Annotated in this window: 23 protein-coding genes; 3 read left to right on the top strand and 20 right to left on the bottom strand. The window is 69.2% G+C overall.

Features of this window, described 5'->3' with window-relative positions:
• Positions 1–152: 152 nt before the first annotated feature.
• Positions 153–986, bottom strand: a complete 834-nt coding sequence (locus HUA75_RS12280; protein ID WP_174486469.1) for a hypothetical protein — start codon at positions 984–986, stop codon at positions 153–155.
• A 169-nt stretch (positions 987–1,155) separates the two neighbouring features.
• On the opposite strand from HUA75_RS12280, the gene HUA75_RS12275 reads away from it, so the two are divergent.
• Positions 1,156–1,854 (top strand): general secretion pathway protein GspE, encoded by a 699-nt coding sequence (locus tag HUA75_RS12275; protein WP_141649295.1) that lies wholly within the window; start codon positions 1,156–1,158, stop codon positions 1,852–1,854.
• Positions 1,855–1,866: 12 nt separating this feature from the next.
• On the opposite strand, the gene HUA75_RS12270 is transcribed toward HUA75_RS12275, so the two are convergent.
• From HUA75_RS12270 to trpS, 6 genes are all read right to left on the bottom strand, one after another.
• A complete protein-coding gene (locus HUA75_RS12270) occupies positions 1,867–4,137 on the bottom strand; it encodes a cyclic nucleotide-binding domain-containing protein (RefSeq protein ID WP_174486468.1) in 2,271 nt (756 codons plus the stop codon).
• Positions 4,137–6,257 carry a HEAT repeat domain-containing protein gene (locus HUA75_RS12265; RefSeq protein ID WP_174486467.1) on the bottom strand — a complete coding sequence of 707 codons (2,121 nt, stop codon included), beginning with the start codon at positions 6,255–6,257 and terminating at the stop codon, positions 4,137–4,139. Before HUA75_RS12265 ends, HUA75_RS12270 begins: the two co-directional genes overlap by 1 nt.
• A gap of 89 nt (positions 6,258–6,346) precedes the next feature.
• The gene (locus HUA75_RS12260) at positions 6,347–8,893 is read right to left on the bottom strand and encodes a pseudouridine synthase (protein ID WP_174486466.1); all 2,547 of its coding nucleotides are present in this window, start codon (positions 8,891–8,893) and stop codon (positions 6,347–6,349) included.
• A 27-nt stretch (positions 8,894–8,920) separates the two neighbouring features.
• Positions 8,921–9,907 carry an SMC-Scp complex subunit ScpB gene (gene scpB / locus HUA75_RS12255; protein ID WP_141649325.1) on the bottom strand — a complete coding sequence of 329 codons (987 nt, stop codon included), beginning with the start codon at positions 9,905–9,907 and terminating at the stop codon, positions 8,921–8,923.
• Positions 9,894–10,763, bottom strand: coding sequence for a ScpA family protein (locus HUA75_RS12250; protein WP_141649324.1), 870 nt, complete (start codon positions 10,761–10,763; stop codon positions 9,894–9,896). The genes scpB and HUA75_RS12250 overlap by 14 nt, the downstream gene beginning before the upstream one ends.
• Before the next feature lie 162 nt (positions 10,764–10,925).
• Positions 10,926–11,975, bottom strand: a complete 1,050-nt coding sequence (trpS, locus tag HUA75_RS12245; RefSeq protein ID WP_174458351.1) for a tryptophan--tRNA ligase — start codon at positions 11,973–11,975, stop codon at positions 10,926–10,928.
• 284 nt (positions 11,976–12,259) lie between these two features.
• Between trpS and HUA75_RS12240 the strand changes: the two genes are divergently transcribed.
• Positions 12,260–13,444, top strand: coding sequence for a DUF4388 domain-containing protein (locus HUA75_RS12240; RefSeq protein ID WP_141649433.1), 1,185 nt, complete (start codon positions 12,260–12,262; stop codon positions 13,442–13,444).
• A 9-nt stretch (positions 13,445–13,453) separates the two neighbouring features.
• Here HUA75_RS12240 and HUA75_RS12235 read toward each other — a convergent pair whose 3' ends face one another.
• The 9 genes from HUA75_RS12235 to HUA75_RS12195 form a co-directional block, all read right to left on the bottom strand.
• Positions 13,454–14,074, bottom strand: coding sequence for a Uma2 family endonuclease (locus HUA75_RS12235; RefSeq protein WP_174486515.1), 621 nt, complete (start codon positions 14,072–14,074; stop codon positions 13,454–13,456).
• 69 nt (positions 14,075–14,143) lie between these two features.
• Positions 14,144–14,764 (bottom strand): Uma2 family endonuclease, encoded by a 621-nt coding sequence (locus HUA75_RS12230; protein ID WP_141649343.1) that lies wholly within the window; start codon positions 14,762–14,764, stop codon positions 14,144–14,146.
• Between the two features lie 135 nt (positions 14,765–14,899).
• Positions 14,900–15,829 carry a site-specific tyrosine recombinase XerD gene (xerD, locus tag HUA75_RS12225; RefSeq protein WP_141649342.1) on the bottom strand — a complete coding sequence of 310 codons (930 nt, stop codon included), beginning with the start codon at positions 15,827–15,829 and terminating at the stop codon, positions 14,900–14,902.
• 97 nt (positions 15,830–15,926) lie between these two features.
• Positions 15,927–16,871 (bottom strand): hypothetical protein, encoded by a 945-nt coding sequence (locus HUA75_RS12220; protein WP_174486465.1) that lies wholly within the window; start codon positions 16,869–16,871, stop codon positions 15,927–15,929.
• A gap of 63 nt (positions 16,872–16,934) precedes the next feature.
• Positions 16,935–17,546 (bottom strand): L-threonylcarbamoyladenylate synthase, encoded by a 612-nt coding sequence (locus HUA75_RS12215; RefSeq protein ID WP_141649487.1) that lies wholly within the window; start codon positions 17,544–17,546, stop codon positions 16,935–16,937.
• 36 nt (positions 17,547–17,582) lie between these two features.
• Entirely contained in the window at positions 17,583–18,881 is a 1,299-nt protein-coding gene (locus HUA75_RS12210) for a cation:proton antiporter (RefSeq protein WP_174458348.1), read from the bottom strand.
• Positions 18,878–20,098 (bottom strand): cation:proton antiporter, encoded by a 1,221-nt coding sequence (locus HUA75_RS12205; protein ID WP_174486464.1) that lies wholly within the window; start codon positions 20,096–20,098, stop codon positions 18,878–18,880. Before HUA75_RS12205 ends, HUA75_RS12210 begins: the two co-directional genes overlap by 4 nt.
• Positions 20,099–20,129: 31 nt before the next feature.
• On the bottom strand, positions 20,130–20,468 hold the full coding sequence (locus tag HUA75_RS12200; RefSeq protein ID WP_141648803.1) for a hypothetical protein: 339 nt from the start codon (positions 20,466–20,468) through the stop codon (positions 20,130–20,132).
• A gap of 37 nt (positions 20,469–20,505) precedes the next feature.
• The gene (locus tag HUA75_RS12195; RefSeq protein WP_141648802.1) at positions 20,506–20,976 is read right to left on the bottom strand and encodes a general stress protein; all 471 of its coding nucleotides are present in this window, start codon (positions 20,974–20,976) and stop codon (positions 20,506–20,508) included.
• Positions 20,977–21,358: 382 nt separating this feature from the next.
• Between HUA75_RS12195 and HUA75_RS12190 the strand changes: the two genes are divergently transcribed.
• Positions 21,359–22,066: a VTT domain-containing protein gene (locus tag HUA75_RS12190; RefSeq protein ID WP_217446058.1), complete on the top strand. Its 708-nt coding sequence runs from the start codon at positions 21,359–21,361 to the stop codon at positions 22,064–22,066.
• A gap of 164 nt (positions 22,067–22,230) precedes the next feature.
• Here HUA75_RS12190 and HUA75_RS12185 read toward each other — a convergent pair whose 3' ends face one another.
• The 4 genes from HUA75_RS12185 to HUA75_RS12170 all read right to left on the bottom strand — a co-directional run bounded on the left by HUA75_RS12185 (position 22,231) and on the right by HUA75_RS12170 (position 26,158).
• Positions 22,231–23,439: a proprotein convertase P-domain-containing protein gene (locus tag HUA75_RS12185; protein WP_174486462.1), complete on the bottom strand. Its 1,209-nt coding sequence runs from the start codon at positions 23,437–23,439 to the stop codon at positions 22,231–22,233.
• A 71-nt stretch (positions 23,440–23,510) separates the two neighbouring features.
• Positions 23,511–24,296, bottom strand: a complete 786-nt coding sequence (locus HUA75_RS12180) for a hypothetical protein (protein WP_174486461.1) — start codon at positions 24,294–24,296, stop codon at positions 23,511–23,513.
• A gap of 95 nt (positions 24,297–24,391) precedes the next feature.
• Positions 24,392–25,336, bottom strand: coding sequence for a patatin-like phospholipase family protein (locus HUA75_RS12175; RefSeq protein WP_174458343.1), 945 nt, complete (start codon positions 25,334–25,336; stop codon positions 24,392–24,394).
• A 150-nt stretch (positions 25,337–25,486) separates the two neighbouring features.
• Positions 25,487–26,158 carry a phosphoribosylanthranilate isomerase gene (locus HUA75_RS12170; RefSeq protein WP_174486460.1) on the bottom strand — a complete coding sequence of 224 codons (672 nt, stop codon included), beginning with the start codon at positions 26,156–26,158 and terminating at the stop codon, positions 25,487–25,489.
• Positions 26,159–26,315: the final 157 nt, after the last annotated feature.

Raw genomic sequence — 26,315 nt, 5'->3', positions numbered from 1 at the left:
GGCCTTCTCGCTCTCAGGTTTTCTGCGCACACAGAGCCGAACGAGAGGTGCCCCTGCTCCCTCTTCCCGCTCACTTCACGCCTGCCCGCCCTCCGACCTGATCGAGAATCACGAACTCCGGTTTAGGCCCGCCCTGGAGTGCCGCGCCGACGCTAGGTCGGGTCCGGGTCGGGGTCCGGCAGCTCACCCGGGGCCAGGTCCGACTCGGGCTGCTTCGGGGGCTCCACCATCACCGGCGCGACATTGTCCGGCGACGAGGAGATGGGGTGGTCGGGCAGCGTCGGGCCCCCGCGCCTGTCTCTCGGCGTCAGGTCCTTCACGAAGTCCAGCGCCACCTGGTCCAGCATGAGGGTCATCGCCTGGCGGAAGAGGTCGGGGTCCTTGCCCACCTTGAACGGGTCCAGGTGCGCGGCACCGGACTCCACCTGGTCCACGGAGAACGGGTGTCGCCACACCTCCGAGCGCCCATCCAGCGTGAACATCCGCCCGTACCCGCGCAGGAAGGCGCCCGCGTGGCCCTTCTTGCTGCGCATGCCGTACTCCTGCACGACGAACTCGACGACGGTGTCCGCGCCCAGCGGCGCCACCATGTCGTAGTCCGGCGCGTTCGCCGGGACTTCCTCCACCAGGAAGCTCTCCAGCACTGAAGCCACGCGCGCCGGGTCCACCGTCGCCGTCCACGGCGCCTCGCGCGGCAGCTGCGTCAGCGTATTCACCCGCAGCCGCTCCGAGATTTCGAAGCGCGTCACCGCCTGCTGGAGCTTCACCGTGAGCCGTCGGTCCGCTTCCACGGGCTCGAGTTTCTTGAGCTTGTCGCCGTATGCGGCGTCTTCACGGAATACGAAGCTGCGAGGTCCCGCGCCGTCCTCGATGCGGGAGATGAACGCAGGGCGGCGCACGCGGTCCAGGTCCGCGCCGGCCAGCCGTTGCGACGCACAGCCGGCGACGAGCGCCAGCGTGAGAAACGGGAGGAGGCTTCGCGTCATGCCCTGACATTTACCCCATTGCGGGGGTGCCCGCCCCTTCCCCACCCCTCGGCAGGCTCCTCGGGGGCCGGACGTCCCCGGCCACTGGTATGCTGGGGGGGTGAATCCTTCTTCCGTGGCACCCCCGCCTTCGCCCCCTGGCCGCAAGCGCCGGCTCGGGGAAATCCTCATGGACGCCGGCCTCCTGACGGAGACCCAGCTGCGCTCCGCGCTCGCCGAGCAGCGCAAGTGGGGCGGACGGCTGGGCCTGACGCTGGTGCAGATGCGCTTCGTGGACGAGAGCTCCATGGTCCACGCGCTCTCGCGCCAGCTCTCCATTCCAACGGTGGAGCTGGATGGCCTGGCACCCTCTTCCGTGGCCCTCCAGGCGCTGCGCGCGGATATCGCCGAGCGCTACACCGTCTTCCCGACCGCGGCAGACCCCGCCAACAAGCTGCTGACGGTGGCCACCTCGGACCCGACGAACGTGGAGTCCCTCCAGGAGCTGGCCTTCCACACGGGCCAGCGCATCCAGGTGGTGGTGGCCGCCGCGTCGTCCATCGAGCGCGCCATCCGCCGCCACTACCACGGGGAAATCACCTCCGCGACGGCGTCGCCGCTGTCGTTCAATCTCGACGAGCAGACCTTCGAGCTGGCGCCGCCCTCGGAGCCGATGGAGATGGCGGGCGCGTCGCGCTCGACGGCCAGTCAGACGCCGGCGCCCGTCCGGGAGAGCGAACTCACGCAGCGCGTGGATATCCTCACGCAGCAGGTCGCGGACCTGGAGCGCATGGTCGCTCAGCAGGCGCGCTCGTTGAGGGCCATGCTGGAGCTGCTGGAGACGCGGGGGCTGGTCACCCGCGACGACTACCTGGCCAAGGTGCGCTGAAGCCCGCGCGCCTCAAACCAGGATGAGTTCCTCTTCGCCATCCAGCGAGCTCAAGGTGCCGGAGAGGTTCGTCCCCAGGACTTGCTCGGTGCGGCGCAGGCGCTCGTCGCTCAGCTCGGAGATGAGCACGAGGATCTGCGGGTGGCTGGAGATGAGCGCGTCGAAGTCCTCGCGCGGCAGCCGCAGCAGCGTGGTGTGACGCGCGGCCGTCACGGTGGCCGTGGCGGGCGTCTTCTGGAGGAGGGAGATTTCTCCGAACAGATCTCCTTCCTTCAGTCGCGTCAGCAGGTGCCCGTCCTTGTGCACCTCCACCTCGCCGGAGAGCAGGACGTAGAGACCATCGGTCCGGTCGCCGTCCCGGATGACGACCTCGCCGCGCTCGATGTCGCGGGCCCGAAAGCGCTCCACCAGCGTGCGACGGTCCTTCCGGTTGAAGGGACGGAACAGCGCCGAGGTGTTCATCACGTTGGTGAGCAGGCGCTGCCGCACGAACTTCTTCAGGGCCGCCGCCACCTGGGGGTGGCTCCGCGAGAGCGAGGCGAGCACGGGCGCGGAGATCTCGAGCAACTGTGTGTCTTCGGTGCCGGCCTCGACGGACGCGGTGCGAGGGGCGCCGGACAGGATGGCCATCTCACCGAAGAAGGCTCCGCCCTCCAGCGCGGCCAGGTCCACGCGGCGACCTGACTCCGTCCGGAAGACGCGCACCTGGCCTTCACAGATGACGTAGAAGGCGTCGCCGTGGCTGCCCTGGTCGAGGATGCGCTCGCCCAGGCTGAAGCGGCGCAGGGGGCAGCGCTCGAACAGCTCGATGAAGGCGTCGCGCGGAAGGTCCGAGAACAGGGGGATGGTGGGGAGCGCGTCCAGTGAGGGCGCGTCGGTGAGGACTTCCTCGGTGAGGCTGAAGACCTCTTCCTCTCCATCGCCAACTTCCTCGGCGCGCTGGTGCAGCCCCGCCTGTGCCGCCAGTTCCACGGCGTGCAGCAGGGAGTCCGCCTCCATCTCCAGTTCGGTGAAGGACGACGGGCTGGGCGGTACCGCGCGCAGCGACGCGCCAAGCTCCCGCGACACCTCTCGGAAGGGCACCGCCGTGGCACCCGCGTGAGGCGTGGCCTCCGCGCGACGAGGGCGCAACCCGGGAGGCGCGGAGGGCGGGTCGATGACCGTCGGCGTCCGAGGCATCGAGTTGGAATCCGTCGACCCCGCTTCTCCGATGGGCGAAGAGAGCGCCTTCCACTTGCCACTCACGGGCGAGCGAGGGCCCGACGTCAGGGCGTCCGTGCTGGCAGCGACGGGCGTCTCCGGCACGGGCGGACGCACTCGCTGCGTGGCGCGCGGTGCGAGACCGGGAGGCAGCGAAGTGCCGTTGTTCTCCTGCGCGCTGGCGATGGAATTCTCGGCGGACACGGAGGGAGGCGCCGACGCTGCCTCGCCCCGCGCATGCGCGCTGGTAACAACGTCCCCGGCGGGAATCGTCCCGACACTCGCGTTAATGGACGCGTCTGACGCGCTCCGGGGATTCGCGTGGGTGTCGGCTACGCCGGCGGAAATCGCGCTGACACTCGCCACGGAGGGCGTCTCTGACGCGCCCCGAGCATTCGCGTGGGTGACGGCGGACACGGAGGGAGACGACTCGGGCTCGCCCAGCGCGATGTCGATGCCCTCGTGCTCCTCGCCCGGAGAGGCCGCCGCGACGGAAGCCTCCGCATCCGGATGCGAGAGGCCCATGCGCACCGAGTGAACAACCTCTTCCGACGTGTCGGTGGAGCCTGGAGTAGGCGCGTCCTCCACGGACAGCGCCAGTTCGGCGGGGAGTTCAGCGGAGAGGTTGACGGAACCCTCCCCTGCTTCCAGCACGGCCGGTGTCCCGGCGCGCGGCGGAGTGGGCACCGCCGCCACGGGACGCTCGGGCGGTGGCGGCGCGGAGAGCGCGCTCGTCATGGGCCCACGGGCCCGGGCACCCGCGGGAGTTCCCCGGCGCGCGTAGAGGTTCGCCAGCATCTGCTGGACGCCCTGATGGCTGGGGTCCAGTTCTAGGATGAGCTTGCTCGCGGCGATGGCTCGCGGGAGGAAGCCCTCCTTCGCGAAGCCCTCGGCGGCGGCCTGATAGGCGGAGATGGCGCGCTCGCGCTCACCTGCCTTGGCCCACGCATCCCCCGTACGCAGGCGCGACTGGTGGTCCTTCGGGTCGAGCTTGCAGAAGTCCTCGTACAGCTCCGCGGCTTTGGAGAAGCGGCCCTTGGTAAAGGCTTCAGCGGCCCTGTCCTTGAGCTTGCGCGCCTCCATCACCTGGCTCCCTCGGCAGCGGTGCCGCCCTTCGCCAGCGCCGCCCCCGCCGCGTCGCGCACGGTGCGGAAGTAGTCGCTCTTGAGCGCATCCAGCGACTCCGACTGGTTCGTCGCGCCCATGCGCTTGAGCGCCGTCGCCGCCGCCGCGCGAATCTCCGGAAGGTCGTGGAACAGGTCTCGCGACACCGCGTCGGCCGCCTGCGAATCACCCAGCGTCCCGAGCGCCAGCAACACATCCCGCCGCGCGACGCTGTTCGTCTCGTCCAGCGCCTTGATGAGCGTGGGCACGGCATCCTTCGCCTGGATGCGACCGAGCAGCCCCGCCGCGAGCGCGGCCTCCGGGCCGCCTTCCTTCACCACCGTCTGGAGCACCGCCGACGCCGAGGCGGGCACGCCCGATCCCCGCGTCAGCGCATCCAACACCAGCAGCTTCTCTCCACCCATCTTCGGGAGCATCTCCATCAACGCCGCCGGACCGGCGTCGCCAGCCTCCGCGAGGGCCTGCGCGAGCGCCTTCTGGAGATCCCTCTCGGGCTCCAGGAGTCCATCACGCGCCACCGCCACGCCCTCGGGGCCCAGGTGCGTCAGGCCCACCAGCGCGGCGGTACGCAGGGGGATGCTCGAGTCCTGGCTGTAGCCCTTGAGCAGTTCCAGCGCGCCCGGAGCACGGAGCGAGCCCAGCGCACGCAGCAGCGTCGCCAGAGGGACGAGACGCTCCGCCTCCACGTCATCGAACAGCTCGGTGGGCACGCGAGGCTTGACCACCGGACGACCCGAGTCGCGAGCCCGCTGGGCATTGAGCGCCTTGACGCGCTCGAAAAGCGAAGCGTGACGGGCCGCACGCTCATCCGGCGCCGCACCGGGGACGTGAGGGGAAGACGGCGCCGAGGGGTCGAACGCGCTTGAGTAGTTCTCCGGCAGCTTCTGCGCGACCCAGTCGGTGCGCAGGGCCTCCAGGCCCTTCACCTCCTGCTCATAGAGCTTCTGGAGCTGGGGCACGACGGAGGCGTCGCCCACGGCGGTGACGGCCTCCACCGCGAGCAGGCGCAGCACCGCGTCGTTCTGGTTGAGCCACGGCGCCACCTTGGGAAGCAGCGGCAGGGCCGCGGGCCCCAACCCGAGGACGGCTTGCAGCCCGCTGGCGGCGGTGGCGGGACGCGACAGTCGCTCGCCAATGGGGTCCATCGGGCAGCCGCCCCGCGAGCGCATTGCCCGACCGGCGGCGAGCGCCTCGGCTGGCGCGCCATCGAGGGCGACGGCGCACAGCGCGGTGTCCGCTTCGGGCGTGCGAGGGAAGGACAGGATGGCGTCGATGGCCATGGGACTCACGGCGCTCTTCTCCACCGCCACGGCCTGCAGGCGGGGCGCGGCGGCCGGGTCCTGCAACTTCATCAGCGCGATGATCGCGGACTCGCGCAGCTCGGGGAAGCTCTCGTCCAGCAGCAGGGCGATGGCACCCACGGCCCGCTTGTCACCGGCGTCTCCCAGGCCCCGCACGGCGGCGGCGGCGAGGATGACCTGACTGTCGCGGACCAGCGGCAACAGGCGATTCACGGCCTCCGGGCGACCGCTCTTGCCAAGCTCCTCGGCGGCGCCTACCCGCTCGGGCAGCGCGCCCTCGGTGAGCGTCAGGAGATTGCGATCCCACTGTCCCTTGGCCTCGGCGGCGACGACTTCCGCCATGGCGCCTGGGACGTTCGCGTTCTTCAGGGCCTGGACGATGACCTGACGGGTGGCGCGGCCTCGGCGCCCGTACTGGAGCGTGAGGTAGGCCTTGGCCTTGTCGTTCTTGACCTTGGAGAGCGCCATGGCGGCGCGGCCCTGGACCTCCTCGTCGGAGTCCTCCAGAAGTTCGCCGAGCAGGTCCACCACCCGGGGGTCCTGACTCTCCCCCAGCGCGACGGCCGCCTCGGCGCGGACAATGGCGGCCAGGTCCTTGGCCGCCCGAGTGAAGAGGACGAGGTCGTCCGGATTGCCTTGCCCGGCGAGCTTCTTCACCGCCAGGGCGCGGACCTCCGGACGTGGACTCTGGAGATCCGCGAGGAGCTGGTCTCGGCTGCCATTGCAACCGAGGACCAGGACCAGCATGAGGAGGATGGGGCGGGTGCCGGTTCGCATCGGTCTCCGGTAAGGCGAACGGTGGAAAAGTCGCAGGGGGTTATATCAACGACCCCCCTGCCGCCCAATCCGCTGTGCTGTGTGGTGCGTCAGTAAGGCCGGCGAGGCCCCTTCGAGGATGAGCCCGCCCGCCCCTTGGGCCCCTGGGTGCTGAAGCGGGGCCGGGAACCGGCTTCCTTCTTCTTGCCCCAGTCCTGGAAACCCTCGGACTTGCGGGCGCCTTCGGGGGCGAGGCCCCGGGACCCGGCGCGGACGACTCGCTCGCGGGGCGAGCCCTTGTCGTCATACGGCTTCCAGGCGCGGGCCTCTGTCCGGCCGCCTGCCCCCCGAGGACCCTTGCCGCCCGGCTTCGCGCCGAAGCCGCCGCTGCGTCCACGAGGACCCGAGCCTTCCGAATCACGGGGCTTCCGGTCGGGACGGCCACGAGGAGCGCCCGTGTCTCCACCGCTCCACTCGCGGCGAGGAGGACGGCCTTCGCCGGCCGAAGCCGAACGCCCTGCTCCGCGCGACGCACCGCCGCCGAAACGAGGACGGCCTTCGCCTTCCGACCGACCAGCGCCACCGAAGCGAGGCTTGCCCTCGCCGCCGAAGCGCGGCTTCGAGTCGCCACCGAAACGCGGCTTCGAGTCGCCACCGAAGCGCGGCTTCGAGTCGCCACCGAAACGCGGCTTCGAGTCACCACCGAAACGAGGCTTCGAGTCACCGAAACGCGGCTTGCCCTCACCACCGAAGCGGGGCTTCGAGTCACCACCGAAACGCGGCTTCGAGTCACCACCGAAACGCGGCTTCGAGTCACCACCGAAACGCGGCTTCGAGTCGCCACCGAAGCGCGGCTTCGAGTCACCACCGAAACGCGGCTTCGAGTCACCACCGAAACGCGGCTTCGAGTCGCCACCGAAGCGCGGCTTCGAATCGCCACCGAAGCGGGGCTTCGAGTCGCCACCGAAGCGCGGCTTCGAATCGCCACCGAAGCGAGGCTTCGAGTCGCCACCGAAGCGCGGCTTGCTCTCGCCCTCGAAACGGGGCTTCGAGTCACCGCCGAAGCGCGGCTTGCCCTCGCCACCGAAACGAGGCTTCGAGTCACCACCGAAGCGCGGCTTGCCCTCACCACCAAAACGCGGCTTCGAGTCACCGCCGAAGCGCGGCTTGCTCTCGCCATCGAAACGGGGCTTCGAGTCACCGCCGAAACGCGGCTTGCCCTCTCCACCGAAACGCGGCTTCGAGTCACCGCCGAAGCGGGGCTTGCCCTCACCACCAAAACGGGGCTTCGAGTCACCACCGAAACGCGGCTTCGAATCACCGTCCGCGCCACGACGCGCGGGACCACGAGCCGACTCACCGTCCGCGCTCCACTCCTTGCGCGCGGGGCGGCCTTCACCAGCACCAGCGCTCCTGCTGGCGCGCGGTCTGTCCTCTCCACCCGCGCCCCACTCCTTGCGCGCCGGACGTCCCTCGTCTCCCGAGGCCGAACGACCGAAGCGCGACGCACCACCGGCAGCCGGCGCACGACGCGGCGGACCGCGATCCGCGCCACCTTCCGCGCGAGGCCCACGTGAGCGCGGTGAATCCGCCCCACCCGCGCCCCACTCCTTGCGCGCCGGCCGACCCGCGCCACGCGACGGGCGCTCACCCTCGTCACCACCCGAGCGCCGCGCACCGCGACCCTCGGCAGCGGCCCCTCGCGGACGCCCGAAGCGAGCCAGCCCGGAGCCACCATCCACCACGGGCTTCCACGCCGCCCCTCCAGCCCCCGCCGGAGCCTTGCGAGCCCCACGCTCACCCGCCGCCTTCCGAGGCGCGGGAGCGTCATCGTCCATGGACAGCTCGTCCTCGTCCGACTCATTGAAGCCCGGCGCCGCGCGCCCATGACGCCGAGGCGGCAGCCGCAGCTCCGCCGTCGGAGGCGCGACACGGCCCTCGGCCACGTCGTTCAGCAGCTCGACCTCGGTCTTCTTCAGCGGACGCAGCGCTCCCGGCCGCAATCCTTCCACGCCAATACCCGCGTAGGCCGGACGGAACAGGCGCACCACCGGGTGCCCCACCGCGGCACACAGCCGCTTGATGAGGTGCGGACGGCCTTCCGCCACGACAATCTTCAACCAGGTGTTCTTCTCGGCGGACTCGAATACGCCCACCGACACCGGCGTGGCCATGCCGTCTTCCAACCGCACGCCACCACGCAGCTTGTCGAGCGTCAGGATGTCGGGCTCGCCCTTCACCTTCGCCAGATACGTGCGAGGCACCTGGAAGCTCGGGTGCGTCAGCTTGTGCGCCAGCGCGCCATCGTCCGTGAAGAGCAGCGCTCCCTCGGCGTCGTAGTCCAGGCGTCCCACCGGGAACAGGCGCTTGCCCGTCTCCTCCAGGTAGTTGGCCACCGTCGGCCGACCCTGGGGATCCGACAGGGTCGTCACCACACCCACGGGCTTGTAGAGCAGGAAGTAAGAGGATTCTTCAGGGGGGGTGACGAGCTTTCCGTCCACCGAGACCAGGTCCGTGCCCGGCTCCACTCGGCTCCCCAGCTCCGTCACCGTCGTGTTGTTCACGGCCACTCGGCCCGCGGTGATCAGCTCTTCTGCGTGCCGGCGCGAAGCAACTCCCGCGCGGGCCAGGTACTTCTGTAGTCGTTCTGCCGACATTACTTCCCCTTCTTCCATTGCTGCCCGTCACTCGGGCTTCGGCCCCTCGGCGCCCGTCTCGGGCTTCGGGGGCGTGTCCAGGACGCTGGAGCTGGCTTTCTGTGTCCGCTCAGCCGCCTCGATGGCGTGTTCCAGGTCCTCAAGCGCCGCCTCGCTGGCCGCCGCGTTCTTCTCCATCCGCTTCGTGAATCCCGGGTCCGATAGCGCTTCCACCGTTCCCGCTGCCGCCGGCGCCGGTCGTACTTCTTTCTCCACGATTTCGCGATGCTCCTGCGTGAGTTCGTGGAATTCCCGCAGCGTGGGCAGCGCTGACAGGTCCTTCAAGGCGAAGAACTCCAGGAATTCGCGAGTAGTCCCATAGAGGATGGGGCGCCCCACCTCTTCGCGTTTGCCCAGGATTTTCACCAGCTTGCGATCGATCAACGCCTTGAGGACGGCGCCGCAATCCACCCCGCGGATATCCTCGAGTTCCGGCCGAGTGACTGGCTGCCGGTAGGCGATGATGGCCAGGGTCTCCACCGCCGCGCGGGTGAGTCGCTGCGGCTTCACCCGGAGGTAGCGCCGCACGTACTCGCCCGAGTGTGGGTCCGTGCGGAACTGCCAGCCCCCGGCGACTTCGTACAGGACGATGCCGCTGATGCCGTCCCGGTGGATGCCGGAGAGCTGGTTGAGGGCCTCGGCGATGAGCTCCCGCTCGATGCCGGTGGCCTGCCACAGCTCGTCCACGGACAGCGGCCGCTCCGCGACGAAGAGCACGCTCTCCACCACGGTGCGGATGCGGTCCTGGGACAGCTTGCGGCTCTTGGAGACGAGCTTCTCGAAGGAGGTCTCCAGGTCTGGCGTGACGCCGTCCTGGTCCTCCTCGATGGCCGCGGCCTCGACTTCGTCCAGCTCGTCCGCCAGTCCAGGCCCGGTGACGGCGGCCAGCTCTTCCTCTGAGAACGGACTGGGACCTCCGGACGCGACTGGAACCTCCTCGTCCGAGGCACGGGGGCCTTTCCTACCGGTAGTCACTCTCGTCGACCTCCGTGGGGACCAAGCGCTCCAGGGCGTCCCCGTTGGGCAACAACAGGATGGGGCCGAGCGACTCGTCCTGTACCACACGGATGAGCCGGCGTTTGACCATCTCCAGGATGGCCAGGAAGGTGATGACGATTTCCTGGCGCGTCGGCGTCGTTTCCTCGGTGAACAGGCTCTCGAAGAGGACCTGCCCATGGGGGTGCAGGCGCTGGGCGATGCGGAGGATGGCCTCGGAGAGCGTCACCCGCTCGCGCACCACCTCGTGCTGCACCTTGGGCTGCAGGCGCTCCAGCACCCGGTCCAACGCCTCGATGAGCTTGAGGACGCTGAACTCCTGGAGGCCGACCTCCTCCTCCGGGATGGGCACCGCCTCCACCGGCACGCTGCGCGCGAAGACGTCGCGGCCGAGGATGTCCTGCATGGCCATGTGCTCGGCGGCGTCCTTGTACTTCTGGTACTCGAGCAGCCGCCGCACCAGCTCCGCGCGCGGGTCCTCGGGCTCCTCGACCGCGGCCAGGGCCTCGCCGCCCTCGGGCACGGCCACCGCGTCCTGGCGCGGCAGCAGCATGCGACTCTTCAGGTGGGCCAACGTGGACGCCATCACCAGGAACTCCCCGGCGATGTCCAGGTTGATCTCCCGCATCCGCTCCAGGTGCTCCAGGTACTTCTCGGTGATGAGCGCCAGGGGGATGTCGAAGATGTCGACCCGATGCTCCTTGATGAGATGGAGCAACAGGTCCAGCGGCCCTTCGAAATTGGGCAGCGCGACGCGGAAGGCGTCGCCCGGGGTGCGGGGCGGTTCGCCGTCGCGGAGGCCCTCGTCGGCCGAAGTGGGACGGCCGTCACTCACCGGCGGAACCTGGCTGCCCTTCTGGCTTTCGGTGGCGGCTCGTCATCACGCAAGGGCTCAAATCCGCCGGCCTCGAGCGCGAGCCGGGGGACACACCTCCTTAACAGTGGCTTTTAGGTGGGTCAAACAAACGGCGGTAAACACCCGTTCAGGCCCAGGACCTCACGGGATGCCCACCGCGCGCCGGACCTTGTCCATCAACCGGGAGGCCTCTTCCCGAGCGCGATTCGCGCCGTCCTGGAGGATGCGCTCCAGTTCGGCCGGGTCGCTCACCAGCTCGGCGTACCGCCGACGGGCCGGGCCAAAGGTCGTCAGGTAGGCCTCCAGGAGCCGCTTCTTGAAGTCCCCGTAGCCCTTCCCTCCCGCCCTCCAGGAAGCGTCCACCTCGGCGAACTCGGACTCCGGAAGCATCAGCTTGAGCAAGTCATAGAGAGGGACCTCGCTGACGATGGATGCGTCCGCCGAGCGCTCCGTTCCGGGCACCGGCTTGGGCGCCTCCACGGGAGTCGAGTCCGTCTTGATCGACATGATGCGCTTCTTGATGTCCTTCTCTTCGCCGAACAGGTCGATGGTGTTGCCGTACGACTTGGACATCTTCCTGCCGTCGATACCGGGCACCGTCTGGGTGGACTCCTGCACGAGGGCGGAGGGCAGCTTGAGGATGCCGGGCGTGTGCCCGCGCTCCTTGCCCTCGGGGTCCGCCGGGTCATAGCCCTTCACGTACTCGGTGTTGAACTTCACGGCCCAGTCGCGGGCGAACTCCACGTGCTGAATCTGGTCCTTGCCCACGGGGACGGTGTCCGTGCCGTAGAGCAGGATGTCCGCGGCCATCAGCACCGGGTAGGCGAAGAGGCCGAAGTCCGGAGAGATGCCCCGAGCGACCTTGTCCTTGTAGCTGTGGGCCCGCTCCAGGTGCGAGTGAGGCACCACGGTGCCCAGAATCCAGTTGAGCTCCAGCACCTCGCGCACGTCGCTCTGACGGAAGAGGACGGCCTTCTTCGGGTCCACTCCGAGCGCCAGGTAGGCCAGGGCGGCTTCGCGCGTGAGCTCCAGCGCGAGCTTCGCGTCCCTCACGGTGGTGAGCGCGTGCAGGTTGGCGATGAAGTAGTACGCCTCGCTCACGTCCTGGAGCTGCACGAACTGGCGGATGGCGCCGTAGTAGTTGCCGATGTGCAGCTTTCCGGAGGACTGCACGCCTGAGAGGGTCCGCATGTCTGGGTTCCGAATCGCGAGTCGAGGTTTCTGAATCCTGGTACCAAGTGACGGTACCGGGTGGACGCGCGTGGTTCGCATACCCGCCGCACCCCTGCAACCTTCCGTTCAGGAGTGCTGGCGTCCGTTGCCTGCTGAATGCCCGCCGCGCCCCAGCCTGAAAAATTCCGACCCGCACATAAATCCTGAGGGATTCCAAGGACTTGCGGTTGAGCGGCGGTGGGTGGAGCGGTACCCTGAGCGCCTCACCTGCGAGCAGCCTCACCTCGGGAGGACGAACCGGCATGGAGTCATTCAAGGGAAGTCTCGCCAGCTATCGCCTGCAGATGGTGATGCCGCCGCTGTTCTCGGGTGCCGGGGTGGAGGGCACGCTGAGGGTGGAGCGAGGCGCCATCCAGCGCTGCTTCCAGGTGAAGGACGGCTTCCTGGTAGGCGAGAGTTCGAATGACCCTCGGGAGCACCTGGCCCAGGTGCTGGTGAACCTGCGCATCCTGGACGCGCCCCGAGCGGCGGCGGCCTTCGAGGCAGCGGAGGGCGCGGGCACTCCGTACGGCACCTTCCTGGTGCAGCGCTGCTTCGTGGAGCTGCCCCGGCTCATCGAGGCGATGGAGCACAAGGCGCGCGAGGCCCTCTTCGACTGCTACGGCTGGGAGTCGGGAGAGGTGGAGTTCACGCCGAAGCTGCCCCCCACCTCCCGAGCCGTGGGACTGAAGCTCTCGCTCAACGGCCTGCACCGGGACGCGGTGACGCGGCTGCGCGAATGGACGATGTTCCGCGACGTCTTCCCGCACCTGGACGCCACGTTCAGGGTGTTCCGCGAGTTCGCCGTGGAGACGTTCTCCGAGGAGGAGGACAAGCTGTTGGAGCTGGCGGCGGGCGGCGCCACCCTGAGCGAGATGCTGGCCACAGCGAAGGAGGCCCCACTGTTCGCGGCACGGTGGATTCTGCACCTGTACCGTCGTGGTGCGCTATCGCCCCGGATGGCCAAGGGCCCGAAGGTGGGCGAGGCCGCGGAGCTGGCTGATCTCCTGACCCTGGTGAAGCGCTTCCTGGAGACGGGGAAGTACGACCACGCGGTGGCACTGGCCGCCCAGATTCTGGAGCGAGGCCCCGTGCCCGAGGCCCACGCGCTGTATCGCGAGGCCGAGGTGCGGCTGACACTGGCCCTGAGCGACGAGCTCTTCGCACTGGACGGCAGGCTCGTCTTCGAGCCGATTCCCCGCCCCACCCCATCGCAGCTCACGGCGGATGACCTCTACCTGTACTCGAAGCTGCGCGGCAGCCGGAGCATCCGACAGGCCCTGCGCACCGCGGCCATGGGTGAGCTGGCCGCGTCGCGCTCGGTGCACCGGCTGATGGCCAGCGGGCTGATTCATGTCGCCCCCCTGCCCGAAGCCGAGGCATCCGCCGAAGCGCGGCGCACGAGCACGGAGCCGTTTGGAATCCCCGCCGTCAACGTGGGCACCTGAGCCAGTCCCTCAACGCGTGGACGGAGTGCGCTCGCCGCGCTCCGCCTCGCGCCGGGGCAACCAGAGCAGGTCGAGTGCCAGGGTCACGGCTTCGAACGGCTCCACTCGCGCGATGACGTCTCCCTCATGGCGCGCTCCCGGTGCCCATCCCCCGGCGCCATGGTGAAACACTTCCAGCGAGCGCCGCGCGGGGTCGATGAGCCACGCATGTCGCACACCTGCCCGGTGATAGACGGGGAGCTTGCGGAACCGGTCTGCCTTCTCCGTCGAGGGAGACAGCACCTCGCAGACCCAATCCGGCGCCTGCGTCAGCCAGGGCACATCATGAGGGGGCTCCGGAACACGCTCTCGACGCCAGCCCGCCAGGTCCGGGACGAGCACATCCCGCCCCAGGTGCAGCTCCGGCCCATCCAGGAACCACCAACCCCCTGGTCCACCCGGCACCAGTTCGAAGGGCATCGCCAGCAAGGCGCCCAGTCGGCTCGCCACCCGAAGATGCCTGGGCACCGGGCGCGGCGACGCATACAGCAAGTCCTCGACAATCTCCCCCACCCACCCCACCGGCAGCGCTTCGATGTCTTCGTACGTCGCCGGCTTCATGCCCTTGCCCTGCCCCACGCCCACCTCCATCGATGGAACATCTGGGATTCCATCCGCGGTACCCAAACCTCAAGTCTTCAAACCCACGGCGGAGACAGCCTAAGGAGGAGTCGCAGCATCACCCTTGGGTCCCGTCACGCCACGACGTGGCAGCCAGAGCAATCCCAGGTCGAGCGGCACCGCCTCGAAGGGCTCCTCACGAATCACGACGGGCCCTTCATGAAGGCCCACGCGGTCCCAGCCCCGGTTCCCGCTCCGATAGATTTCGAGGGAACACCGCAACGGGTCGATGAGCCATGCATGGCGCACGTCGCTCCGGTGGTACAGCGGCAGCTTGCGAACGCGGTCCGTGCTTCGCGTCGAAGGTGACAGCACCTCGCAAACCCAGTCGGGAGCCAGCGAGAGCCACGGGGTCTCCGGGTCCGGGGGCTCCGGAACCCGCTCGCGTCGCCAGGCCGCGAGGTCCGGCACCACGACATTCGGCCCCAGATGAATCTCCGGCTCGTCCAGGAACCACCAGCCCCCGGGACCTCCACGTGCCCAGTCGAAGGGCTGAACGAGCAACGCGCCGAGCCGTGATGCCACGTGCAGATGTCCCACCGACGGGCGCGGCGACGCGTACAGCAAGCCCTCGACAATCTCCCCCACCCACCCCACCGGCAGCGCTTCGATGTCCTCGTACGTCGCCGGCTTCCGACCCTTGCCCTGTCCCACGCCCACCTCCGTCGATGGAACCTCTGGGATTCCATCCGTAACACCCTACCCTGAAGGGCGTCTACCTCGTACGTAGGCAGTCTACCGGCCGGTCTGACATGTCGGGTCCACCCCGGCCGCCACGTCCCGGAACGCGCGGAGTTACGACGCCGTCTTCCGCTTCTTCGGCTTGGGGACGAACACGTCGCTGCGCGGATGGAACTCGTCGTAGACGGAGCGCAGGCGGGCGCTGTTGACGTGGGTGTAGATCTGCGTGGTGGCCAGGTCCGCGTGTCCGAGCATCTGCTGCACGGCCCTCAAGTCAGCCCCGCGCTCCACCAGATGCGTGGCGAACGAGTGCCGCAGCTTGTGGGGGGACAGGGGCTTGAGGATGCCCGCCTTCAGCGCATAACGCTTGAGCAGCTTCCAGAACCCTTGCCGCGTGAAGCCCGAACCCCGGGGCGTCACGAACAGGGCCCGCGACTCACGCCGACCGAGCATCGCCGGGCGGGAGTTGCCCAGATATTCCTGCGTCTTCTCCACCGCCACGCGCCCCAACGGCACCACGCGCTCCTTGGAGCCCTTGCCCTTCGCCACCAGGTAGCCCGCGCTCAACTGCACGTCGTTGACGCCCAGCCCACACAGCTCGCTGACACGAAGGCCCGTGGCGTAGAGCACCTCCAGCATCGCCTTGTCGCGCAGCCCCGCAGGTGTCCGCTCGTCCGGCGCGGCCAGCAACTGCTCCACCTCTTCCAGCGTCAGGAACGACGGCAGCCTCTTCGCCGAGCGCGGCGTGTCCACATCCTCGGTCGGGTCCTTGTCCGCCAGTCGCTCGGCGACCAGGAAGCGGTGGAAGCTCCGAAGCGCGGCCAGGTGCCTCGCCTGACTGCGCTTGCCCAGCCCGCCCTTGGACAGCGACGACAGGTGCGCCGTCACATCCTCCTGCCGGACCCGCGTCGCATCCTCCACGCCCCGTGCGCGCAGGTCCTCGAAGTAGACGGTGAGATCCGAGGCATAGGCGTCCACCGTCTTGCCGGACAGCCCACGCTCCGCGCGGATGAAGGCGATGAACGCGTCGAGCAATCCTTCCATGCCCCCCAGGCTAGCGGAGCCCCGCGCGGAGGCAATCTGGCGACGTACGTGTCACGACACCCAGGCCCCAGGCCAGCCGACCCCACGGGCCCCGGACTCAGGGATGCGGCCCGCCCGCGCCCTCCGTCGACGCGCGCTCCAGCGCCTGCACCACCCACGGCCAGCCCACCAGGATGTTCCCCGGCGAGCGCAGGCAGGCATCCGCCACCGCGAGCACCTCCGCGGGCCGCGAGCGCACCGCCAGCGCCAGGTGTCTGCCCAGGAACGGATGCGGCAGATAGCTCAGGTTGTGGTGGCGCACGGGAACCCACTGCAGCGTCGGGCGCCCCGTCCACCGCTCCACGGCGTAGGCCACCGCCGAAGCCAGCACCTCCAGCGCGTAGAGCGGCAGTCGGAACGCGCTGACCAGGAAGACCACCAGCGCCGCCGCCGCCACCGCGCCCGCGAAGGACACATTGGCCTGACGGCTCCACACCAGCATGGGCACCAGGCTGGTGATGATGGCCGCCGTCTGCACCCGCCACACGGACGGGCCTCGTCCACCGGAGATGCTCGCGATGCTCCCCACCGACAGCCCGGACACCATGCCCAGGCAGGCCCCCACCGCGATACCCGCCCCGCCCCCGAGCACCGGACCGAAGGCCCCGGCCGCCGTGGCATGCAACCCCACCAGCATGGACAGACTCGCCAGCGAACCCAACAGCACCCCGGCCGCGAGTCCCGATACCTGTGCGAGCGCCAGACCCACGGCCGAACAACACAACGCGGACACCGCCCAGCCGCCGCGAAGTGGAATGCCGGCACAGTACAGCCCCAGCCCCACCAGCGCCGTCACCAGCGGCGAGCCCACCACCAACAAGAGCAACATCCGCCGGACATAGAGCCCCGCGGCGCGTCCACCCTCACCTTGCTCTCGCCACAACTGGCCGATGCGCCCCCCTGGCGCGAGGATTCCCGCCGCCCGGAGCCTGTAGTGCAGGTCCACCGGGCGAAACAACAGCAGCAATAGCAACCTCACAGGCGAAGGGACTTGGTGTGACATGTCCGTTCGCGCTGGCTCCGCGGCCCCTGATTCCACGGTGGCCCCCCTCTTCTTGTTCGAGTTTCAGTCCTCCAGCCTACCCTTGCCCTGCCGGAGGATTTCAAGCGTATCGCCGATGAGTGAAACCACTGTCGACGGTTCGTTCAACGTCACACCCCCGTCAAGGATGAGCTCCAGCCCGTGGCCGAACTCCTCCTTGATCTCCCTTGCGTCCGTGAGCGGCTCACCCTGAGTATTGCTCACCGACGTCGTCACCAGAGGGCGCCCCAGTGCCCGAGCCAGTTCGCGAGCCAGGGGGGCATCCGGGACCCGGATACCGACCTGCTTCTGCTTGGTCATCATCAAATCGGGCACCAATCGCGTCGCTTCGAGGACGAAGGTAAACGCACCCGGGGTGAGACCCTTCATTGTTCGATACGCGAAATTGCTGACGTGGGCGTAGCGAGCGACGTCCGACAGGTCCGGGCACAGGAAGGACAGGGGCTTCTTCTTGTCGCGCCCCTTGAGCTGGTAGAGCCGCTCGATGGCCCGCTTCGAGCCCAGGTCACAGCCCATGCCGTAGTACGTGTCCGTCGGATAGGCGATGAGCCCGCCGCGCTCGAGCACCTCCACGGCGCGCTGGATGTGGCGCGGTGAGGGGTGCTCCATGTCCACCTCGAGGATGGGTGCGGCCATGATGTCCTTCCTGCCTCCTGCGTGGGGCTGTCGAGCCTACGCGGTTCCCGGCGCCTCGTCCGTCCTGACTTCGCCACTGGCCGTCAGTGCACGTCGCGTGAGCACCGGGCCCACGAGTTCGTGCGCGGTGATCATCGCCACGATGAGCACCTCCACATGCGGGCCGAACGAGGGAAACGTCCTCGACACCAGCGCCGCCAACCCGAACGTCACGCCCGCCTGGGAGATGAGCCCCATCCACAGGTGGCTCTTCAACCGAGGATCCTCCTTGGGCGCGAAGCGTCGACAAGCGAACCAGATGGCCGCGCCTCGCAGCACGACGAGCAGCAGCGCCGCCGGCCCCACCGTCACCAACGCATCCAGCTTCAGCCCCGCGCCAGCCGCCGCGAAGAAGAGCGCGAACACCGGCAGGCCCGCGCGTTGAATCGCGTGGTGGATGCGCTCGCCCTCGCGCTCATCCAGGTTGGCGATGAGCGCCCCGGCCGCCAGCGACACCAGCAGCGGCGACAGGTGCAGGCGCGTGCCACCCTCGGCCGCGGCGAAGGACAGGCCCACCAGGAACAGCGGCAGCTCCTGCTTCACGCCCCGCATGTAGACGAGCATCGCCACCGCGAGCAGGCCTCCCACCACCACCGAGCCGAACAGCTCCCACCCCACCCCGCTCAAGAGCCCCGCCACATCCAGGCCGCCGCCGAAGCTCGCGCGCGTGAGTCCCGCCGCCAGCGCGAAGGCCACCATCACGAACAGGTCGCCGATGATGACCAGCGCCATCAGGAACTCGGTGAACGAGCCCCGCGCGCTCGTCTCCTGGACGATGGCGATGGTCACCGTGGGCGAGAACGACACCACCACCGTGGACATCAACGCGCTGACCGCCAGCGCCTGCGGCAGCGTCAGGGGCGCCAGGAAGGGCAACAGGGGCTTGAGCGCGATGGTCGCCCCGAAGCACACGACGAACGTCACGCCACACACGGCCGCGCACAAAAGCGCCACCCGCGCGCCGACACGGCGGATGAGCCCCAGGCGCAGCTCCGTGCCCGCCACCAGCGCGATGAGGCTCACCGCCAGCCCCTTCACCAGGTCCAGGCCCTTCACGCCCTCGCCCGGGATGAAGCCCAGCACATACGGCCCCACCGCCACGCCCACCAACAGATACCCCGTGAGCCGGGGCAACCCCATCCCCTTGGCCACCTTGCCCGCGAACAGGCCACACAAAAGCAGCGCCCCCGCCGCCAGCGTCACCGGCGTGCCGGAGTCCGCGCGCAACACCTGGGCCCGGCTGATGATGGCCAACAGCCCCATCAACAACAGCAGCCGCAACACCGCGCTCTTCATGTCGCCACCCCCACGTCCGGAGGAGCCACGGGCCGCGGGCGGGGCGACGGCGCGGTGACCTGGCGAAAGGCCTGACCGGCCAACAGCTCGTTCACCACCGCGCCCACCACCACCACGTCCAGCACGCGGCGCGACAGTCCCCCCGGGACGAGGAGCTGGTACTCGGCGACCAGACACAACGCGAGGCCGCCCTGGGCGATGAGCGCGTAGCCCACCCGGGGTGGCAGCTCCAACACGCCCTGGGCCAGGCGTTGCGCGAACGTGCCGCCCACCACCTTCCCCAGGAAGCGCAGCCCCACGAAGCCCGGCACCAGCGCCCACGCCGCCCAGTCGCGCGTGTACACCCCGCAGCCGACCAGGAACACCAGCACCAGGAATACCGGCCGCTCCACCCTCCCCAGGGCCCGCGCGACCCGCTCCGTCGTCCGCCCTCCCACCAGCGCCAGCGTCGCCCCGCACGCCACGCCCGCGAGCAGCGCGGACACCCGGAGATACGCCGCGGCGCCGCCCACGAGCGCCACCATTCCCAGCGTCACCGTCGCCAGCTCCGCCGGGTCCTTCAGCGCGTGGGTGAGGTACGCCAGGAGCGCGCCACACAGGATTCCCAGCAGCAGCGCCAGGCACACCAGCCCCAGCCCCTCGCCCACCGTGGGCGCCGCGCCCAGGAGCAGCGCCAGGGCCAGCACCACGAGCCCCACCGCGTCATCCAGCATCGTCAGCAGCGCCACGCCCAGGCCCCGCGCGCGGTCCATCCGCCCACCCCGGTACGCCAGCACCGCGAAGTGCCCCGAGGACAGGCTCGCCGCCGCGCCCAGGAGCGACGCGGCTCCCACCGCCGCATGGAACGACGGCCTCAAGGTCAACAGCAGCGGCACGAACAACGGCACCGCCACGAAGAGGAACGCCGTCCCCGCGTGCGCCAGCGCCGCCGAGTACACCGGCCGGGGCAACAGCCGCAGCAGCCGGGGCTCCAGGTTCAACCCCAGGATGACGCCCGCCGTCCCCAGCCCCAGCGCCATCACCGGCCGCAAGAGGCGCAGGTCCTCCACCGACAACACCCCCACCACCGACGGGCCCAGCACGACGCCGAAGAGCAGGAACAGGAACCCGCCCGCCGCCAGCCGCGCCAGCGCCGGGAATCGCGCGGAGTCCAACGCCGGACTCGAGGCGAGCAGGGACAGCGCCGCGATGGCGAGAAAGACGAGCAGCGCTTGCACGAGACTTGCTTACACCGGCCGCGACTTCACGTCACGAGCGGCGGTGGGTCGGCGCGGCGATCACCGGCAGGGCGACCAGGCGGCCCATGGGTGGATCGTCCGCATCCATCTCCAGTTGCACCCGTTGAATCATCCGCTCCATCTCCTCGGCGGAGACGGCGGGCAACATGCTCACCAGCAACACGCGGTCTTCGTCCGCGCCCAGGGCCAGACTTCGCAGCCCCGCGAACACGGGCACCTCGGCGGACAACGCCGCGGCCGCGCTCCGAGCTCGGACCACCAGCGGCTCCGGGATGCCAAACTCCCGGAGCCGACGGATGGCTCGCTCGGTCCCTTCCATCTGCTCGAGGAACGTGATGACCAGGTACACGCGGCCGTCTTAGCGGGTCCGCGCGCCAGGCGCCACGCTACTCGTTCTGGCCGGGGCCCGCCGTCTCACCGGAAGGAGCCGCCGGAGTCGCAGGAGTCGTTGGAGTCGTCGGTGCGGCTCCCTCTTGCGCCGGTGCCGCGCCTTCCTGGGCCGCCATCGCCGCACGAGCCGCGCGCTTGCCCTCCTCGATGAGCTTCTTCACCTTCTGCCCACCCTTGCGGCCAATCTCCTCGTAGAAGTTCGGCCCGCGGGTGGCCTTGACACGGTCCCCGCCCTTCTTGCCGATCTCCTCGTAGAACTTCGCGCCGCGCTCGGCTTTCACCGTCTCGCCGCCCTTGCGGCCGATCTCCTCGTAGAACGAGCGACCCCGCTCGGCCTTCACCGTGGCTCCGCCCTTGCGACCGATGGTCTCGTAGAACTCGCGACCCCGCTCGTTTCGGACCGTCTCTCCACCCTTACGTCCCGCCTCGGCCACCGTCATGCTGCCCTTGTTGTCTTTGTCCGACATTGCGCCCTCTCCTCTCTTGGCTGCCTGCCCCCATCCCGCGCCTCGATGCCCCTTGCCTGAAACCTTGGGACGGAAGCGCCCCGATGCAAGCAAGCTCCGTACACCGCCAGCCGTTCTCGCCTGACCCACCACACCAAAACCCCAATGGTTTCATGCGGTTGGACAAGCTCGCCCTGCTTACTTTCCGGGCGGAGGCATGCCCGGCAGGACGCTCTCTTGTTGAAAACAATTCCCTCTGCATTGCCGATTCCCGGACCGGCACTCACCTTCATGCCCGCGGCGCGCGCTTCAGGGCGCCCGAGGGAGGCGTTGCGTGGCGCAGGTGGCGAAGACATGGCTCCGAGTCCTGGCACCGATGCTCGTGTCCGTCGGTGGACTGTTGATGCTCCGTCTGCTCGGACCGGACTTCATCGATCAGCGCTACATCGCGGATCTGCTGTCCCCTCTGGGTAAAGCCGCGCCGTTGGCCTACATCGCGTTTCTTGCCGTGCGCCCCCTGACGCTACTGCCCGGGCAGCTCTTGACCGCCGTGGGCGGAATGATGTTCGGGACGCTCGCAGCGACCCTCTATTCACTAACGGGCAGCTTCCTGTCTGCCATGTTGCTCTTCGTGCTGGCACGCAAGCTGGGGACTCGGCCGATGAAGCGCCTGGCTGGGGGCAAATATCCAGCGCTGGTGCGCGCGGCCAAGCGCCACGATTTCCTCTTCGCCTTCATGGCGTGCATCAACCCGCTGTGTCCCACCGACGTCATGCTGGTGGCCGCCGCGGCGAGTGGCGCACGGTTCTGGCCCTCGGTCGCGGGCGTGATGTTGGGCACCATTCCAGGGACCTTTCTCACCGCGCAGTTCGGCAGTGGGCTGGCCCAGGGGCGCACGGTGATGACCGCGGTGTCCGCCGCCGGTCTCGTCGTCTCGCTGGTGCTGGGCGTCTTCATCGGGCGTCGTTTCTACAAGGAGCTCACCGAGGAGTCGGAGGCCACCTCACCCGAATCAGATGCGCGAGACGAGACAACGGTTCCCGGCCTCGGCGGCTCGCCGACGATGCCGCGCACGCCCCCGAAGAGCGATGGTGTTCCAGCCACCTGGTGACGCCGCGCGACGCGGACACCCGCGCGGCATCGAAGGTTCCCCTCAATCCGTGTCGTTCGTCGACTTCGGCTTCGACCCGCGCGTCGTCTCGCGAGTGAGTCACGCGGCGACGGCCGGGAGGCCGCGCGGGTTCTTCACGGCCTCCCGGTGGTGACGACGCGACGTCAGTCGAAGCGGCTGGTGAGCTTCACGGACCACTCGCGCAGCGTGCCGCTCCCCTGCCCCGCGGGGTTGGAGATGTGCAGCTTCCACTTGCCGTTGAGGGTCCCATCGCGCGGGATTCCACGCGTCACCGGGATGCGGGACGGGGGCCTGCCCTCGGTGGGCCCGTTCCACAGCAAGGCCGTCTCACCACCCGGGTCCTCCAGCGTGAGCACCAGGTTGGACGACGAGGAGTGCAGCAGGTCCAGCACCACGGTGATGTCCTCGGGCACGGTGGCGAGGCCCACCACGCCGACCACCGACACCAACTGCACCGTCGAGCCGGGCAGCGCCAGGTCCGAGTAGTTCGTGAAGGTGCCCGCCATCCACGCCGGACGGCAGATGCCCTCGGGAGAGCCGGACTCGGAGCCCGAGCACACCAGCCCCGGCTGGCACGGACGCATCACCGAGCAGCTGTCGCTGTCACCCGCGATCGGCGGGTTGCTCCGGCAGCGCCCGTAGGCGATGGGGCCTCCGAACGCCAACCCCTGACACGCCAGTCCGGCCTGACACGTCGCCGGGCCCGTGCATGGATCACCATCGGGAGCCAGGGCGACATGATTCTTGAGCGCCTGAAGCGCGGCGCCATTCATGAACGCCACCCGCGACAGCTCCACGATGTGGTCGATGCGACGCGCGGCGACGATGGCCTGCGCCTGACTCGCGCTCAGTCCCACGGTGTTCTGGAGGGCCGCCAGGCTCTCCGTGTTCGCCGCGGCCACGACCCGCCGGGCCTCGGCGAGGTTGAAGGCCACGCCATGGAAGGTGCCCACCTGCTCGTCCAGGGGCATCTCCACGCGGCCCGTCCCACGGACGTAGGCCTCCAGCGTGGCCAGCGCGGCCGGGCCCACCTGGGCAATCGCATCCACCTGTTCGATGGAGACGTAGTGGCGATCATCCGCCGTGAACTCCACACCATCTGGACCGTTGCGGTGGGCGATGATGCTCTGCGCGGTGAGCGCGTTGAGCGGAACCCCGAAGTCCAACACCGCCAACGTCGTGGAGCGACTGTTGAGGAAGGCCAGCACCCCGGTGGACGCCGGCGTGCCCGTCGCGAGGGACTGCGCCTGTGTCTCCATGAGGGCGGGCGCCGCCTCCTCGGAAGGAACGCCACAGCTCAACATCAGGGGAAGAACGGAAAGCGGTATAAACCGCATCAAGTTGTAGGTCATGCTCCCCGTGTACTCCAGGTCTCCGACCCTGTGTCCAACAGAGACGTCACAACCGGGCCCCCGAGGGCCTTTCAGGGGGCCTTCAGCCTTGCGGCCGAGATGAAGGCCCCCACGGCGGCGATGAACGTGGCGAAGCTCAGCCAGGGCCCCGCTGGGAGCTGAAGGATGGCCACCAGGCCCCCGAGCACGGAGAGCGAGAGAAAGGCCCGGCGCGCCAGGACCCGGCCCTTGCGCCAATGCCCCGCTGCCACGGTGAAGAGGAACGCGGTGGCCCCCGCGAGGAACTGGAGGCCCAGCACCTTGAGGGACGTGTCCTTCACCAGGCCCACGTAGCCAGTGAACCAGCGCGGCTCGGGTGGGAGCTGAAGGGCCACGGCATCCGGGTGATACATCATCGGGTCGAACGGTCTGTTGACGGGGGCCCCCAGCGTGACGACGGCCACCTGCGCGATGACCACGAGGAACAGCGTCACCAGGATGGTGAGCCACGGCAGACCGGTGCGCTCGCGCTCCCAACGGCGCAGGGCCTCCAGGTGCTGGGGGTCGACCTCGAGTGCGCTCGGATAACCCAGGTCCAGCAAGGCCTTCGTGGCGGCGATGCTCGCGGGCATCTTCTCCGTGCCCAGTCCCACCAGCGCGCCGTCATCCAGGAGCCTGCGCAGCAGCGCCGCGCTCGCGTCGCGCTCGGGCTCCAAGGGGAGTCGGAGCAGGAGCGCATTGAGGTCATCCCCCAGTCGCGCCCCCTCCTCCGCCGATGACGCGGACAGGGCCCGGGGAACCAGGGCCTTGATGCGCTCCGTGGCCGGGGACTCCTCCGCGCCAGCAGGCGCCTGCGCCGTCCTCTGAAGCTCGCCCACGGTGTGCCTCCCACGCCCGCTGACTCCACGGCGCGGAGCCCATCGTAACGAGGGGACACGGATTCGTCACAGCCGGACGGCGACGACACGCTTCTTCACGAATGGAGCACGGGCTCCAACTGCGCCGCGATGCGCGGCGGCATCCGCTCCCCGGGCCCCACTCCGGTGGGCCGCATGATGGCGCGCGCGCGGTCCTCACCGTGGCGGATGCGCATGCGCGTCATCTCCGGTGAGAAGTCGAGCGTGTCGCCCATGGGCGCCGTCGGCTCGATGACCGTGATGCGGCAATAGACATACGGTTTTCCATCCGGAGCCAGGAGCGTGGTGCCCTGTTCGTGGGCCTGCCTGACCATGTCGTTGATGCGGACGAACACGTCCACGTCGTTCATCAGGATTTCGTTGAGGGTGATGTCGGTGAGGCTTCGCCGGGCCACGTCCAGGATGTTGGAGGGATAGCGCATCGGCTCGATGCGGGACGACGAGCAGGCGATGACGACAATCTCCGTGGGTGCATAGCCGAGCGCATCGCCGAGCGGCGTGACGTTGCGCAGCCCACCGTCGACGATGGCCTGAGGACCGATGGGCTCCCAGATGACGGGCATTGTCGCGCTCTGCCAGACGGCCGGGATGAAGTCGCTCGCATCGCTCGACACCAGCTCGTACAGGCCCGAGGTGAGCGAGACGCGACCCACGTGCGCGGGAATGGCGAAGGGACGTCCGGCGAGGTTGCGCTCGACGAGGTCCCTCAAGGGTGTGTTGTCGTAGAACCCCAGCTTGTTGAGCACCCCGAGCCGCAGTGCGACGACGAGCCACGGGAACTTCCGGTACACGTCCGACTCGCGGAGGTTCATCCAGAGGTTCGTGAGTCGCTCATATTCGTTCTGGGCGATGACGGCGGCGTTCAGCGCGCCCACCGACACGCCGAAGACGCGCTCCCATCGAAAGCCATGCACCTCGCGCAGCACCCGCTCCGCGCCCACCTGGAAGGCACCCTTGCCGCCACCACCTGAGAGCACGAGCGTCGCGGGACGATCCGTCATGGCATACCTCGCTGGGGATTCGCGCGAACCGCCCGGAGAAGGCCCGTGCCCGCGCATCAGCGGGACGAGATAGGCACGCCCTCTCCCTTCCAGAATCGCCCCGAGGCACGGGCCCGCTGTCCGGCGGTGGGCCCTGGACTCGTACGCGCGTCAGCCTTCGGCGGCCCGCACCGCGCGCATGAACCGCTGAAGCTTCTCCTCATCCAGGTGCCCGCCCGTGCGCAGCCCACTGCAGACATCCAGCCCGAACGGGCCCACGGCGCGAATCGCCTCGCCCACGTTCTCCGGATTGAGGCCGCCAGCCAGGAACACGGGCACCGACACCGCCTCGCGAATGCGCCGACTGAAGGCCCAGTCATGCACGCGGCCGGTGCCGCCCAGCTCCTTCACGGCCAGGGCCGGGTTGCCCGAGTCGAGCAACAAGGCATCCACCTCACGCGCCACGTCACACGCCTCGTCCACGGAGGCGGCATCGACCACGTGGACCACCTGCACCAGCTTCACCGAGGGCAGCGAGGCCCGCACGTGACGGAGCACCGCGGTGCCCACCCGGTCCACCACCTGCACCGTGTTCACCCGGGTGCGGCGGGCCTGCGCGACGAGACGGTCGGCGTCCTCCTCGCACGTGAGCAGGAAGGTGGAGATGCCAGGGGGCGCCTGGCTGGCCAGTTCCGTGATGAGCCCCTCGTCGATGACACCCGGGCCGCTCGGCATCTTCGACACGAGCCCCAGCGCGGCCGCGCCACATGACACCGCCAGCCGTGCCTCCTCCCGCGAGGAGATGCAGCACACCTTCACCCGGACATGTCGAACCGGTTCCATTTCCGTCCTCCGCGCCAACGCGCCCGACAGGTATCACGCACAGACACCGCGACCACACGGCGCCCGAGCCGCGCGCCTCGGGACGCGAACGCCCCTGGAATTCACGGGCCGTATGGATCCAGGATGTCGCCCCTGGAGACGAGATGAACCGAAAAAC

Origin of the sequence: Myxococcus sp. CA040A (assembly GCF_013336725.1) — a bacterium.
Classification (GTDB): Bacteria; Myxococcota; Myxococcia; order Myxococcales; family Myxococcaceae; genus Myxococcus; species Myxococcus llanfairpwllgwyngyllgogerychwyrndrobwllllantysiliogogogochensis.
This window is presented reverse-complemented; position numbering and strand designations above follow the sequence as displayed.

Bases quoted from the DNA above. Each gene is read 5' to 3' on its own strand.
- HUA75_RS12280 (WP_174486469.1), bottom strand. From the start codon at position 986: ATGACGCGAAGCCTCCTCCCGTTTCTCACGCTGGCGCTCGTCGCCGGC.
- HUA75_RS12275 (WP_141649295.1), top strand. From the start codon at position 1,156: ATGGACGCCGGCCTCCTGACGGAGACCCAGCTGCGCTCCGCGCTCGCC.
- HUA75_RS12270 (WP_174486468.1), bottom strand. From the start codon at position 4,137: ATGGAGGCGCGCAAGCTCAAGGACAGGGCCGCTGAAGCCTTTACCAAG.
- HUA75_RS12265 (WP_174486467.1), bottom strand. From the start codon at position 6,257: ATGCGAACCGGCACCCGCCCCATCCTCCTCATGCTGGTCCTGGTCCTC.
- HUA75_RS12260 (WP_174486466.1), bottom strand. From the start codon at position 8,893: ATGTCGGCAGAACGACTACAGAAGTACCTGGCCCGCGCGGGAGTTGCT.
- trpS (WP_174458351.1), bottom strand. From the start codon at position 11,975: ATGCGGACCCTCTCAGGCGTGCAGTCCTCCGGAAAGCTGCACATCGGC.
- HUA75_RS12240 (WP_141649433.1), top strand. From the start codon at position 12,260: ATGGAGTCATTCAAGGGAAGTCTCGCCAGCTATCGCCTGCAGATGGTG.
- HUA75_RS12235 (WP_174486515.1), bottom strand. From the start codon at position 14,074: ATGGAGGTGGGCGTGGGGCAGGGCAAGGGCATGAAGCCGGCGACGTAC.
- xerD (WP_141649342.1), bottom strand. From the start codon at position 15,829: ATGGAAGGATTGCTCGACGCGTTCATCGCCTTCATCCGCGCGGAGCGT.
- HUA75_RS12220 (WP_174486465.1), bottom strand. From the start codon at position 16,871: ATGTCACACCAAGTCCCTTCGCCTGTGAGGTTGCTATTGCTGCTGTTG.
- HUA75_RS12215 (WP_141649487.1), bottom strand. From the start codon at position 17,546: ATGGCCGCACCCATCCTCGAGGTGGACATGGAGCACCCCTCACCGCGC.
- HUA75_RS12210 (WP_174458348.1), bottom strand. From the start codon at position 18,881: ATGAAGAGCGCGGTGTTGCGGCTGCTGTTGTTGATGGGGCTGTTGGCC.
- HUA75_RS12195 (WP_141648802.1), bottom strand. From the start codon at position 20,976: ATGTCGGACAAAGACAACAAGGGCAGCATGACGGTGGCCGAGGCGGGA.
- HUA75_RS12190 (WP_217446058.1), top strand. From the start codon at position 21,359: ATGCTCCGTCTGCTCGGACCGGACTTCATCGATCAGCGCTACATCGCG.
- HUA75_RS12185 (WP_174486462.1), bottom strand. From the start codon at position 23,439: ATGACCTACAACTTGATGCGGTTTATACCGCTTTCCGTTCTTCCCCTG.
- HUA75_RS12175 (WP_174458343.1), bottom strand. From the start codon at position 25,336: ATGACGGATCGTCCCGCGACGCTCGTGCTCTCAGGTGGTGGCGGCAAG.
- HUA75_RS12170 (WP_174486460.1), bottom strand. From the start codon at position 26,158: ATGGAACCGGTTCGACATGTCCGGGTGAAGGTGTGCTGCATCTCCTCG.